We start from the raw sequence: 12,339 nt of genomic DNA, 5'->3' as shown, positions 1-12,339 counted from the left end.
CCCCCCCCCCCCCCCCCCCCCCCCGGCCCCGCCCCCCCCGCCCCCCCCACTGCATCATGCGGGTGGACGGTCACATCCGAGCGGATCACCACCACGTAACCGATGCCCCGACGTTTCAGTCCGTCACGGAAGTCAGCGTTCTGCCCGTAGCCGGCATCGGCCACCACCACCGGCGGAACCAGACCTCATCCGGCCAGTTCATCGATGGCGTCCAGGGCCAGGCGCCATTTCTCCCGGTGCCCGGTCTCCTCAGGGATCCCCGTCTTGCGCCGACGGACCGGATCGGCCGCCCACTCCTGGGGCACGAACAGCCGCCACTGCAGCGGACAGGAGGCGGTGTCGGAGACCGCGTGTGTCGGCGTACACACGAACGTCCCCAGCTTCGTACGGATGAAAAGGGCCAGTTGTTGATGCGTTGAGACCTGCTGCTCGGCACTCTGCTGCTTGGTCGGTGAGAGGCGACGGGAGGCGGTCGACGGTGGTCCTGGATCCGCAACGTTGGTTGGAACTGCGGCGCTTTCGGAGTCTGTTGGAATCCGGGGCGATCAGCCTTTCGGAGGTGGCCCGGGAGACCGGGCTGGACCGGAAGACGGTCCGCAAGTATCTGTCGGCACCGGGTCCGGCGACCCCGCCGCGGCGGTCGCCGAACGGGCGGTCGAAGGCGAGGGTGATCGACGAGTTCGCGCCGCTGGTCGACTCGATGCTGCGGGCCGAGATCCTGATGAAGGCCGCAGTGATCCACGAGCGGCTGGCCGCGCAGTACGGGTTCACCGGCAACTATCAGCGGACCAAGCTCTACGTCCAGGAAGCCCGGCCCCGGATCGCCGAGGAACTCGGCATCACGCCGAAGGAGCTGGCGGGCATGCACCGCCGCTTCGAGGTCATCCCTGGCGCCCAGGCTCAGGTCGACTGGGGCGACGAGGGCAAGATCCTCGCCCACATGGGCATCCCGAAGGTCTACTCCTTCCACATGACGCTGTCGTACTCGCGCGACCCGTTCTGCTGCTTCACCACCGGCCAGGACCTCCAGACGTTCTTCGACTGCCACCGCCGGGCCTTCGCTCACTTCGGCGGGGTGCCGATGACGATCGTCTACGACCGGACCAAGACCGTCGTCCGCCGCCACGTCGCCCCGGGCGAGGCGGCGGTCCCGCTGCATCCGGAGGCGGTCGGCTTCGCCGGCCACTACGACTTCGACATCGACGTCCTGGCCGCCTACCGGCCCACCGGCAAGGGACGCGTCGAGCGGCAAGTCCTCATCGTCCGCGACCACGTCCTGTCCGGCCGATCCTTCTCCTCCGTCGAGGAGATGGACGCGGCCTTCGTCACCTGGGTCCCGCAGCGACGGGCCCAGGCCCACAGGACCCACCAGCAGATCATCGGAGAGCGGGCCGCCCGCGACCACGTGGCCCTCAAGCCACTGCCGCCGACCCCGTATCTGGTGGCCGAACGGCATCTGCGGCCGGTCGGCAAGGACTGCCTGGTCGCCTTCGGCGGCAACCTCTACTCGGTGCCGGCCCGCAGGGTCCGCCCCCGGCAGCTGGTGGAGATCCGGGCCACGAAGTCGCAGATCATGTTGCACTCCACCATGGCCGACTCCAGCGGCGAGACGTTGCTGGCGACCCATCCTCGGGCGATCGGCCGCGGGGTCCGCGTCGTCGAAGAGGCCCACTGGGACGGCCTGCCCACCGGCAGAGGACGTCGCACCACAACCGGCGACGTCCTGCCCAGCCCCGCCAAGAGCGTCCTCTGGGCGAGAAGGCCGGACCTCTGCAGGCCCTGCTGAACCGGGCCGCGGCCACCCGCGTCGAGGTCGGACGCCGGCCACTGTCGGTCTATGACGAGCTGACCGGAACCCGTCCCTTCACCACCCGTCCGAGCACGAGGGAAACGTCTTGAGCGAGCTGGTCTCCACCCGCATCCACAACACGGCCGGCAAGCTCGGCCTGCCCCACCTGGCCGAAACGATCAACGAGTACACCCGCCGGGCCGACGAGGGGAAGATGGGCTACCTCGACTTCCTCGACCTGGTCCTGTCCGAGGAACTCGCCGTCCGCGACGACCGCCGCTTCCGCCAGGGCCTGCGGCTCTCCCGGCTGCCGCACCACAAGACGCTCGACGAATACGACTTCTCCTTCCAGCCCGACCTCGACCCACGGAAGGCCAAGGACCTTGCCACCCTCTCGTTCGTCGAGGGCAAGGCGAACGCCGCCCTGCTCGGGCCGCCCGGGGTCGGCAAGACGCACATCGCCGTCGCCCTGGCGGTCGCGGCCTGCCGGGCCGGCTACTCGATCTACTTCACCAGCCTCGACGACATGGTCCGCAACCTCAAAGCCGCCGAGGCCGCCGGACGGCTGACGAACAAGCTCGGCACCTACCTGCGACCGAGCGTTCTCGTGGTCGACGAGGTCGGCTACCAGCCCCTCGAACGAGCCGAGGCGAACCTGGTCTTCCAGGTCATCTCCAAGCGCTACGAGAAGGGATCGATCATCCTGACCTCGAACAAGACCTTCAGCGAATGGGGCCAGGTCTTCGGCGACGAGGTCCTCGCCACCGCCATCCTCGACCGCCTCCTCCACCACTGCGAAGTGATCTCCATCAACGGCCCCAGCTACCGGCTCAAGAACCGCCTCAAGGCCATCGAGCGAGAGAACGACGTGGCCTGACCGCCCACGACGCTTCCGGCGGCCGAGCACGTGATCAGTCGTCGATCACCCGTTGAAAGATCTTGGAGAACTCGCCGTTCTCGATCAGGCCGGCGATCACGCCGGTCATGCTGCCGATGCCGGGATCCCTGACGATCAGACCGTCCGAGACCCAGAAATACCGGCCCCCGAGGGCCTCGTCCGTCCCTGCCCAGAGCTTCATCAGGCGCTCGACTTCCGCAACGGTGAACACGGTCGCGGTCCAACAGGATCCGTCCTTCAAGGTCACGAAGACATCGACGTTGCAGACCTCGTCCAAGCCCTCGCCGTCGCTGGGCAGGAACGACGCATGGAAGTTGTCCATGCGGACCCGATAGCAGGGCTCGTCCCACCCTCGCTCGATCGGTTCAGACGATGTGCTGGGGCTCATCGCGTGAGTGTCCCGGCTCGGGGCATCGATCTCAACCGAGATTCTGTGTCCCGTTGCCGCTGCCTGCGGCCAGAGCCGGGGACGTTCGTCCGTACGCATCTGGGGAGAAAAGTCCGTACGCCGACACGCGTGCACGCTCACCGCGACCTGGCAGTTGGCCTGCTTGCCCAGCGCCCCGCAGTACTGCGGGGCGACCGCCACCGACATCTTCCCGTCCTTGGGGAACGCCACGTCGTCGACCGCCCAGGCATCCGGGCCGATCTGTGGCACCATCCGCTGCGCGATCCGTCGCCGCACCGGCACCGGATCCCACGTCGACTGGTTCACGAACTGCTGCAGGTTCTGCTCGTTGCCGTCCGGCAGCCGCTCAGCCATCGGCTGGATCGACTTGCGCCGTCCGTCCAGCATCAGCCCCCGCAGATAGCAGTCGCTCTTGGCCCGCTGGTCCTTGCGCGGCACGGAGGCGAACACATCAGCCACGGAGTCCTACTAGCCCTGCGGTCCGCTGCTCAGCCTGCCTCTCGCGCTCAGCCCAATCGTCACGCCGGCGCACGATGCGCACCGCTGACTTCGGACGAGGTCATCACCGCCCCCAAGCCCCGAGGCGTAGGAATGTTACAGATTGGTCTCGGATGGTGCTCCTTAGAACTGATGGCCTGAGGTGGTCCGTGTGTGAGGTGCCTGAGTTCTGCAGCAGCAGGAACGCTAGGCCGACGGATCGTTGCAGGAGGACTCCGCCGGAAGTGGACCAGCAGAGTGAACGGCCAAAGGAAACGATGTTGGTGACAATGTTTTCTCCCTCTCGAAGATCCCGGACCTGTCCTCCTTGTTCGAAAATCCTTAAAACTTGCGCGATGAACAGCTTCGCGGAATTAGGTGCCGATTAGTCGCTCGGTAAATTGATCTTGAGATCCGCGCTCCGTGTAAGCAAAACCTCAGAAAATTTACGGAGAGTTTGGTGGGTAAAATGGGCATTGTTGATTGGAGTGAAAGGGGAGTCTGTGGGATTCTCGAAGCCGAGGCTCTGTTTTCCGAACCCGGCTCTCAGCGCGAAGCGAAAGCCGTGTGCAATCAATGCCCCGTGCGCGTCGAATGCCTCGCTTATGCCCTGGACCAGCGCATCGAGTTCGGAGTATGGGGTGGCAAGACCGAGCGCGAACGCCGTGCCATGTTGAGGCGCCGTCCAGGCGTCCTTTCTTGGCATAATATTCTCACGAGTATTCCTTAACGTATTTTCCACGTGTCGAGCAAGTAGACACTGTATGTCAGTCGACGCAGAACTGGTTTCGGCTGAATGAGTTGGGCGGACTGATAAGGAAGTGGGGAACAGAGCGGTGGCAGGCGAGTCAAACGGGACCAAAATGGCCGTTGCGGCAGTCGGCGGGTTCGGATGCCTCGCCGCTCCAGTGGGAGTGGCCCTTATGGCCGGCGTTCTGATCCTTGTCGGCGGGTTGGGAGTACTTCTGTTTCCCCTTGTGATCATCTACATGTTTTTTCATGGACTTTCATTCTCGGGACTTGGGAGTGTAGGTGATCTGAACAGCGGACTCACAGACGCTGAGCAGCGTTGTGAAACTTCGGAACAGGCAAAACTGGAATCAGATCCGCAGAGTGCAGCCGATCGAGCCTCGAGAATCATCACCGGAGATGGTCTCGGGAAACTAGAGGTCACCCTCTCGAACGGCGCTGAACATGCTGGTGGTGAACCCTGCACGGTTCCTTCTGACCTGTATTCCATAATCAATAGCACTGGTAGAATTTGTGACGCAATCGGCCCCGTCGTCATAGCGTCCCAGATCCAGTATGAATCCGGATTTGATTCCAAGTTTGTGGGTCTAAATGGCGCCAAAGGTATTTCGCAGGTGCCCGTCGAAGTCTTCAAGAAGTTCCAGGGTGAGGACGCTGATCCATTCCAGCCGAAAGAATCGATTGCTGCACAGGGGAAATATCTATGCGATCTCTCCAAGCAGATAGGGGAGATGCTGGAGCGCAACGAAGTCACAGGCAACTTGCTTGATCTGACTCTGACTGCCTACGACGTCGGGATCGACACTGTTCGGACAGCGAAAGCTGTCCCAGCCACCAATGACTCCCAGAGTTACATCACAGGCGTTCGAACCTGGTTCGCCACCATGGAAGGTGTCGGGCCGCCTCCACGGAAGCTTGCCGGAGTACCGGGACTGCGGGACGACGGTGGCCAATCCGGACCTGCAGCAGAGCCAGTCCCTGAGCCGGAACCCTAGTGAGCCATCCTTGGGTGCCTGCGCTTCAGCGCCGAACCCGACGACACCGTGTTCTTCGACGCGTTGCGCCGCATCCACTCCGCCACCCTGGACGCCCACGCACTCAGGGCCATCAAGGAGGGCGGCCTCGACCAGGCCGCCCAGGAGGAACTCGACTTCTTCCACTGGTGCCCCTCCCCGCGGGAATGGTGGCAGACCCCCACACGCCGGAGGGCGACCTGGCCGGCATCCACATCCCGGCCCACAACCCCTCCGGCCCGACCATCGGCTTCATCGGAGTCATCCCGGAACAGCGCGGTCGTGGCTACGCCTACGACCTCCTCGCGGAGTGCACCCACCTCCTCGTCGAGCAGGGCGCGGAGTTCATCGGCGGAGCGACGGACCAGGCCAACTTCCCCATGGCCGCGAACTTCGCCAAGGCCGGTTTCCCCGTCATCCGTGAACGCATCAACTTCCACCCGGCGGGCCAAACGGCCTAGCGAGGAGTAGCACGCGGTGAGCGGTCCCGTCCGAGGGCAGGCCCGGGCCGCTTGCCAGTGCCCGGCGGCATGCCGGCCGACCGTGTAAAGGCGGGATCGACACTGTGGAGTGGCCGCCGTCTCGTCGTCAGTCCACACATCGACCCTGCTCAACGGCGGCCTCGCCGGTTGTGTACAGGCCCCACCAGCAAGATCACGATTCACAGCGGGAGTAGGGTCGGACCTGCTCGTACCCGAGGCTGTGCTAATTGGGAACAGGCTTGCGGCGATCTGTCCGTCGCCTGCCGCGGAGATGCCGCTGCTCCGCCCTCGACTACCTGGCTTCGGAGACGGTGACTGACCTTCTGAAATCCATGCCCGGTGAGCAGCAGACCGAACGCCAGCAGCAGGGGAAGCGGTCCCAGGTCCCTCAAGCTCTCGTCCGATATGGAGGGTGACGTGGGCCCGTTGTGTGCATTACAGAACGAAACATGTGTCGAAGACCATGGTCGAAGTATCGGGAGCAAAGCCTCGCTGAATCCGCCACTGCCGGTGTTGTTCGGATTCGGATACGGCGTGCGCCATAAGTTCTGCCTGGCGGGCGCCAGCGATGCTGGGCTTCACGGTGGCCTGATAGCCGCCGTAGTGTGCCACCGGGCTCCATGTCGGGTGGATGGTGGGTATGGCCTCGTCCAGCCCCTCATATTCGGCTGCGGCGTAGACGATGCGGCCGCCGGTCACGGTGAGCAGGGATTCGATGTGCGGGATGTCGTTTTCCGCGACAGTGAAGAAGTCGTCGGAAAGGATGGCGAAGTCGCCGTAGTGGCCGGGTTTGAGGACGCCCTTGACGTCGTGTTCCCCGGTGAGCCGCGCGCCAGCTTGTGTGTACATGCTCAAGGCTGTCTCTCGGCTGACGCGGTTTTGGGGCGGATAGATGGCCAGGTCGCCCACGGTTCGGCCAGTGACCAGCCAGTGCAGTGCGATCCACGGGTTGTAGGAGGACACACGCGTCGCATCCGTTCCGGCGCCAACTGTCAGTCCACGGTCCAGCATGGCGCGTACCGGCGGGGCCTCGGTGGCAGCTGCGGCCCCGTAGCGTCGCACGAACGCCTCGCCCTGGAAGGACATCCGGTTCTGGACCGAGACGGCACCGCCGAGCGCCGCGATACGGTCCAGGCTGTGTCGTGAAACGGTCTCGGCGTGGTCGAAGAGCCACCGGTTCCCGTGAGGGAAAAGACCCTCGCCAGCTAGCTTCTCGAAAACGTTCAGGTCGCGGCGGATGGTCTCGTCATAGGTGGCATGCAGCCGGAAGCCCCAGCCATTCTCCAGAAGCAGCCGCACCGCCGTCTCGAGATTCGCCTCGTAGCCCGCGGCCAACTCGGGCCGGGGCTGGACAAAGTTCTCGAAATCGGTAGCCGCCCAGATCAGGCTCTCGCCGGCGCCATTGAGACGAAGCCACTCATCGCCGTCTCCGGGCTTGACCATAGCGATCCAGCGTCGCAGATCGTCAATCTCTTGGCCTGGGGTCTGCGGGAAGAGGTGGTAGGCGATACGCAGCGACAGTTGGCCGTCTCGGGCGAGACCGATAACGGTGTCGTAGTTGTCCGGGAAGTTCTGGAAACCGCCGGCGGCATCGATGGCTGACGTGAGACCGAACCGGTTGAGTTCGCGCAGGAAGTGCCGGGTGGAGGTCCTCAGGTCCTCACCCTGCAGCATCGGTGCCGCGGCGAGTGTGGAGTACAAAATCAGCGCGCTGGGCGCGGCCAGAAGTATGCCGGTCGGCTCCCCATCACGGCCTCGCACGATCTGGCCACCTCTGGGGTCGGGAGTGTTTTTGGTATAGGCGGCAGCCTTCAGCGCCGCGCGGTTCATGAGGGCCGCCTGGTAAAGGTGCAGTACGAACACCGGGGTGTCTGGTGCGGCGGCGTTGAGCTCGGCGACGGTAGGCAGCCGCTTCTCGGCGAACTGCTCCGCCGACCAGCCGCCGACGACCCGGACCCACTGGCCTTTCGGAGTGCGGGCAGCCTGCTCGCGCAGCATTGCCAGCGCTTGGCGCAGGGTGGGGATACCGTCCCAGCGCAATTCCAACACGTAGTTCAGACCCCCCCGGATCACGTGCAGATGGGAATCGTTGAGGCCGGGGATGACGCGTCGACCCAACGCGTCGATCACCCGCGTTCGGGCGCTGATCAGTTCGACGATATCCGCGTCTTCTCCGATCACGGTGACTCTGCCGTCCTTGACGGCTACGGCGCCGGCCTGTGGACACCCCGGATCACCGGTGTAGATCTTGGCGTTGCGGACCACGATATCGGCGACGTGGTCAGCACGGGCAGTTGGAAATCCAGCGACAGGCATGGTGGCCATAGGAATTATCTCCGGCGGAGGTCGAGGTGAGGGAGGAAGGGCGGGCCGGGATGTCCGCGTAGGACACCTCAACCGGAAGACGAGAGCCGCGGCAGGACCAGAGCGGCGACAGTGGTACCCAAGGCGCTGAGCAGCAGGGGCCAGCCCAGTCCCGTGTGGCGCACGAGCAGAGCTCCGCCCAGCGCGCCCGCCAGCATCGCCAGCACGGAAGCCAGACGACGGCCCACTCGTGGATTGGTGCCACCGGCCCAAGTCGAGTCGGACGCAAGAGCGGTCAAGGTGAGCGTGAGTACTGTCGTGGTGACATCTGGAACGGCGAGCCTTCGCACCGTCGCGTTGCGCAGGCCCATGGCCAGCGCGGTCAGGGCGATCAAAGCGTGGACCGCGTGTCCGGTGGTGAAAGCGACGGCTGCGCTCACGGCCAGCAGGAGCGCTTCGATGCCCAGGACCCGGCGCAGGAAGCTCACGGATGCATGGGCATGCATGACCTTTTCCAGCCGGCCTGCGACTATGGCCCCGGTCAGGAAGGCGGCCAGCGACACGAGTGAGCCGACGACCGAGAAGCCGGGGGCACCTGCGACCGCGAACCCTATGACGACCACGTTGCCGGTCATGTTTGCGGTGAAGACATGTCCCAGGCCCAGATAACTGATCGCGTCGATCAGACCGCTCACAGCGGTCACGGTCATCAGCGACGGCAGGAGCGGCTTGGGACCGTTTGCGTGTGAGGTCGCAGGAGCGGCTGGAGTGGAATCCACAGTTGTTTCCTTGGTCAGGCCCGCGCCGTCTGTGTGCTCGAACCCGGGCCCGGCGCGTTTGGGGCTGGGCCCGCCGCCGGAGGCGGCGCCGACCCCGGGCTCTCGGTCCCGGAGCGGCGCCGGCTCGACAGCTCAGCCCGCTGCGTGGGCCCCGGCAATGGCCTCGGCGTAGACAAGTCCAAGGCCGTAGGCGCCGCCGTGCTCCCTGACGATGTCCGTGACGGGGCCGTACGTCTTCTCGCGCCCCCAGTCACGCTGCAGCTCGAGCAGGACCTGAAGCCAGGTCACCGGCACCGCACCGGCACTGATCATGCGCTGGATGGCATGCTCGTGGGCCTGTGGAGTAACTCCGGCGGAAGCGTCCGCCACCACGTAGACCTCGTAACCCTGTCCGAGTGCGGACAGAGCCGGAAGCACGATGCACACCTCGGTCCACAGACCCGCAATGATGATCTTCTTGCGGCCGGTTGCCTTGACCGCTTCGACGATCGAGTCTTCCTCCCACGGGTTCATCGTGGTGCGGTCGAGGACCTCATGGCCCGGAAAGACCTCGACCAGCTGCGGCATGAGCGGACCGGAGAATGACTCGGCTGCCACGGTGGTGAGGACCACGGGTACGTCGAATACCTTCGCCGCCTTCGCCAGGCCCACGGTGGCATTGATGACAGCGGTGCGGTCCCCGTTGCCGGCGCCGAAGAACATCTGCGGCTGGTGATCGACGAACATCATCACCGAGTTGTCAGGAGTCAGGAGGTCCGGGCTCGGAGCTGCCTTGACATCCGCGATATTGAACATGTCGAATTCCATCTCGTTTTGGCTCGGCTGCTGATCAGCCGAACACAGCGCGGGCCCGTCAGACAGCCGCTGGGAGCGGTCGCGCAAAGGGGGCCGCGCGGCGGCTTTCCCGGGCGTCTGTACGGGTGGCGGTTCATCCGTGGAACTGGCAACCTCCCGAGGGGAGTGGGAGGTTGTGGGTACAGCGGGCCGACGATGTCGATCGCGCCAGATGGTGTGCGTGCCAAAGCCCCCTGGCCAGCACGGCCCCTCATTCCCGAGAGGAATCTAGGAGCGCGCGGTGGACGAAGAGTGAAGGAATCCTGGAACACATGCGAGCACAGTCCGGCCGTCCAGGCCAGGCCGCGCAACGGTAGACACGTCCCGCGAACGGGCGCGCGCGTGTCCGACGAGCTGATCAGCGGCCCTGTGGAACGCCGGCGCATGCATGCGGTCGTAGCCCGCCTTGGGGTAGCCGATCAGCGTCAGCGACTGTTGCCTCCGAGCTGTCCCGTGAGGACACAATGGTCGGCACGCTCATCGCTGGTCCCGGCTTGCTGAGTGCCAAGATGTCCTTCAGGCGCATCCCCGTGGACCGCAACCTGCTGACTGCAACAACTTGATCGGCTACCTCACCCAGCGCCATGCCTTGGCCGGCCATGGGCGCCTTCTTCCACGTCGGCAGCATCAGCGGCACCCGAACCCAGTGCCGCCGTTGCCCGCGCTGTTCCGGCGACGGAAGACCGTCTCACGTGATTCCCGTTCAACTGTCTATGCACAAGGGCGTAAGTCTCCGGGCCCACACTTCGTGGACGCACCGCCTGATCGCGTCGTCCACCAAGGAGGCACAGTGCGGACCTTCCACGTGCGGCGCCTTTGCACGGCCGACTCACCTGAACGCCCTCCTGCCTGGTAGCTGCGTCACTGGGACGACCCGTCATCTATCCGCGGCAACGTGGGCGGACGCCGCCTCGATACAACGCGAAGAACCAGGCAGACGGCAGGCACGAGGCTCGCATGGGCCAGGAGGAACAAATGAGCCGAAACTACTATGCAATTGCTTTCACCGAGCCGGTCTTGGAAGCGCAGAACCACTACGGCAGCCGGAGAGCGGTCGAGCGCACAGACCGAAAGCCTTCCGGCCCGAGGCGTACGGGTAGACGTCCGGCGGACAGGGAAACAGACGCAACCTCGATCAACGATTCCGCGCAGAACAAGGCGCTCAGCCAGATCAAGGACCCGCTGGGCAGCGCCGAAAGGGACTTCATCGCCGAGCAGGACGGCTTCTACCTGGCGACAGTCGCCGCCGATGGCAGACCGTACGTCCAGTTCCGCGGCGGCCCACAGGGCTTCGTCACGACCCCCGACGAGCACACTCTGGCCTGGCCCGACTTCCGAGGCAATCGTCAGTACATAAGCACTGGCAACGTGGCCTACGATCCGCGCGTATCCATCATCTTCATGGACTATGCCCGCCAGGCGCGCCTCAAGATCTTCGGCATCGCAACCATCGACGACATACGCCACCCAGGAGCCTCAGCAGGAGCATCAGGGATTCCTGGGTACAGGGCGATCGTGGAACGCGAGGTGCGCATCCAAATCACCGCCTTCGACTGGAACTGCCCCCAGCACATCACTCCGCGCTACACGGCTGAGGAAGTGGCCTCCGCAGTGCAGCCCTTTCGGGACCGCGTCGACGCCCTGGAGGCCGAGAACGAGGTTCTTCGTACCCGGATGGCGGCACTCCTGCCGGACTCCTAACTATCGCCCTCAGCTGCCGCAACAACCAAAGGAGGGGCGCTCACACGCCGTCTGCAAGGCTGACGCCCGCTGAGCGAGAGCGAGTCTCGCCTGCCTGGGAACAATTTCGCAGCCACGCCCTCATTGGCACGGGCCCCACTGACAGGCGGCCCCTTGACTCCCGCTCACTGCTCGCCCTCCGAGATCGTCCTCTGCGGGAGACCGCGCTCGAACCGGTAGGCGTTGACAACAGCTTATCCGCCCGTCCATTGCCCTCTTCCATGCCCCGCAACGCGGGAGCTTCCCATTTGTCCCCGGCCTGAAAGCCTGGGCGTCATGAGGAGACTCAGTGAACGAAGACAACATCTTGAGCCGGATCGCCGCACTGGTTGATCGTGAACACACGTTGCGCGGTCGCCGAGAAGCCGGCGCTCTAGACGAACGCACCGAGCGCCAGGAACTGCATGCGGCCGAGGTCGAACTCGACCAGTGCTGGGATCTTCTCCGGCAACGACGCGCGAAGCGGGACTTCGGAGAAGACCCCGACGAGGCCGTCCCCAGGTCTGCTTCGGCCGTCGAGAGCTACTTGCAGTAGACGGATCGGGACTCACGCACAGCAGTCCCGAAGGCCGCGCCGACCACGCAGCTGCAGCCGCTGCCGCCCGCGAGGCGAAGGCGGGCACGAAGCCCTCATCGGTGCGCAGAGGACGGTACTGCCGGATCAAGCCGTTCGTGTTCTGATTCGTCCCTCGCTCCCAAGGGCTGCCAGCACGTGCAAAGAAGATCCCGTCCGTCAAGCAGGGCGCGAGGTCGTGGGGCGGGCCATCTGAGAGGACGTTAAGTCCGTTTCTGGTAGCGGCCTCGTCCGGGCTGGATGAGGAAGCCTTGGCGGGTGAGGTGTCCGAGACGGCTGCGGGTGATGTT

General features: G+C 64.9%; 8 protein-coding genes and 5 pseudogenes. 7 read left to right on the top strand and 6 right to left on the bottom strand.

The genetic code is table 11. The features are described 5' to 3' along the window. Nucleotides 1–359 (bottom strand): annotated as a pseudogene (locus tag J2X68_RS39830) (transposase); the annotation flags it as partial. A gap of 119 nt (nucleotides 360–478) precedes the next feature. On the opposite strand from J2X68_RS39830, the pseudogene istA reads away from it, so the two are divergent. Together istA and istB are read left to right on the top strand one after the other, a co-directional pair. Continuing rightward, nucleotides 479–1,899: pseudogene (gene istA / locus J2X68_RS39825) on the top strand (IS21 family transposase). Beyond that, a complete protein-coding gene (gene istB, locus J2X68_RS39820) occupies nucleotides 1,896–2,666 on the top strand; it encodes an IS21-like element helper ATPase IstB (protein ID WP_310437498.1) in 771 nt (256 codons plus the stop codon). Before istA ends, istB begins: the two are co-directional and overlap by 4 nt. 34 nt (nucleotides 2,667–2,700) lie before the next feature. Here istB and J2X68_RS40445 read toward each other — a convergent pair whose 3' ends face one another. Then, nucleotides 2,701–3,075, bottom strand: coding sequence for a hypothetical protein (locus tag J2X68_RS40445; RefSeq protein ID WP_399041959.1), 375 nt, complete (start codon nucleotides 3,073–3,075; stop codon nucleotides 2,701–2,703). Nucleotides 3,076–3,194: 119 nt separating this feature from the next. Next, nucleotides 3,195–3,555, bottom strand: a pseudogene (locus J2X68_RS40440) (transposase); the annotation flags it as partial. 487 nt (nucleotides 3,556–4,042) lie between these two features. Here J2X68_RS40440 and J2X68_RS39810 point away from each other — a divergent pair. From J2X68_RS39810 to J2X68_RS39800, 3 genes and pseudogenes are all read left to right on the top strand, one after another. Continuing rightward, a pseudogene (locus tag J2X68_RS39810) lies at nucleotides 4,043–4,288 on the top strand (WhiB family transcriptional regulator); the annotation flags it as partial. Between the two features lie 121 nt (nucleotides 4,289–4,409). Continuing rightward, complete coding sequence (locus J2X68_RS39805) at nucleotides 4,410–5,318, top strand: transglycosylase SLT domain-containing protein (RefSeq protein WP_310437496.1); 909 nt, start codon at nucleotides 4,410–4,412, stop codon at nucleotides 5,316–5,318. A 12-nt stretch (nucleotides 5,319–5,330) separates the two neighbouring features. Beyond that, nucleotides 5,331–5,797, top strand: a pseudogene (locus tag J2X68_RS39800) (GNAT family N-acetyltransferase); the annotation flags it as partial. A gap of 456 nt (nucleotides 5,798–6,253) precedes the next feature. On the opposite strand, the gene J2X68_RS39795 reads toward J2X68_RS39800, so the two are convergent. The 3 genes from J2X68_RS39795 to J2X68_RS39785 all read right to left on the bottom strand — a co-directional run bounded on the left by J2X68_RS39795 (nucleotide 6,254) and on the right by J2X68_RS39785 (nucleotide 9,696). After that, nucleotides 6,254–8,143 (bottom strand): amidohydrolase, encoded by a 1,890-nt coding sequence (locus J2X68_RS39795; RefSeq protein ID WP_310437495.1) that lies wholly within the window; start codon nucleotides 8,141–8,143, stop codon nucleotides 6,254–6,256. Between the two features lie 68 nt (nucleotides 8,144–8,211). Then, nucleotides 8,212–8,832 (bottom strand): YoaK family protein, encoded by a 621-nt coding sequence (locus J2X68_RS39790; protein ID WP_310437500.1) that lies wholly within the window; start codon nucleotides 8,830–8,832, stop codon nucleotides 8,212–8,214. A gap of 201 nt (nucleotides 8,833–9,033) precedes the next feature. Continuing rightward, on the bottom strand, nucleotides 9,034–9,696 hold the full coding sequence (locus J2X68_RS39785) for a hydrolase (RefSeq protein ID WP_310437499.1): 663 nt from the start codon (nucleotides 9,694–9,696) through the stop codon (nucleotides 9,034–9,036). Nucleotides 9,697–10,710: 1,014 nt separating this feature from the next. On the opposite strand from J2X68_RS39785, the gene J2X68_RS39780 reads away from it, so the two are divergent. Further along, nucleotides 10,711–11,436: a pyridoxamine 5'-phosphate oxidase family protein gene (locus J2X68_RS39780; protein WP_310437494.1), complete on the top strand. Its 726-nt coding sequence runs from the start codon at nucleotides 10,711–10,713 to the stop codon at nucleotides 11,434–11,436. Nucleotides 11,437–11,764: 328 nt separating this feature from the next. Beyond that, on the top strand, nucleotides 11,765–12,010 hold the full coding sequence (locus J2X68_RS39775; protein WP_310437493.1) for a DUF2630 family protein: 246 nt from the start codon (nucleotides 11,765–11,767) through the stop codon (nucleotides 12,008–12,010). Nucleotides 12,011–12,339: the final 329 nt, after the last annotated feature.

The organism is Streptomyces sp. 3330 (genome assembly GCF_031456635.1).
In the GTDB taxonomy this organism is placed as follows: Bacteria; Actinomycetota; Actinomycetes; order Streptomycetales; family Streptomycetaceae; genus Streptomyces.
Note: the sequence above shows the minus strand (reverse complement) of the source record. Positions and strands in the feature narration are given on the sequence as shown.

What these genes read in the sequence shown, in the direction of transcription:
- J2X68_RS40445 (WP_399041959.1), bottom strand. Translation starts at nt 3,075, where the DNA reads ATGAGCCCCAGCACATCGTCTGAACCGATCGAGCGAGGGTGGGACGAG.
- J2X68_RS39795 (WP_310437495.1), bottom strand. Translation starts at nt 8,143, where the DNA reads ATGGCCACCATGCCTGTCGCTGGATTTCCAACTGCCCGTGCTGACCAC.
- J2X68_RS39790 (WP_310437500.1), bottom strand. Translation starts at nt 8,832, where the DNA reads ATGACCGTGACCGCTGTGAGCGGTCTGATCGACGCGATCAGTTATCTG.
- J2X68_RS39785 (WP_310437499.1), bottom strand. Translation starts at nt 9,696, where the DNA reads ATGTTCAATATCGCGGATGTCAAGGCAGCTCCGAGCCCGGACCTCCTG.
- J2X68_RS39780 (WP_310437494.1), top strand. Translation starts at nt 10,711, where the DNA reads ATGAGCCGAAACTACTATGCAATTGCTTTCACCGAGCCGGTCTTGGAA.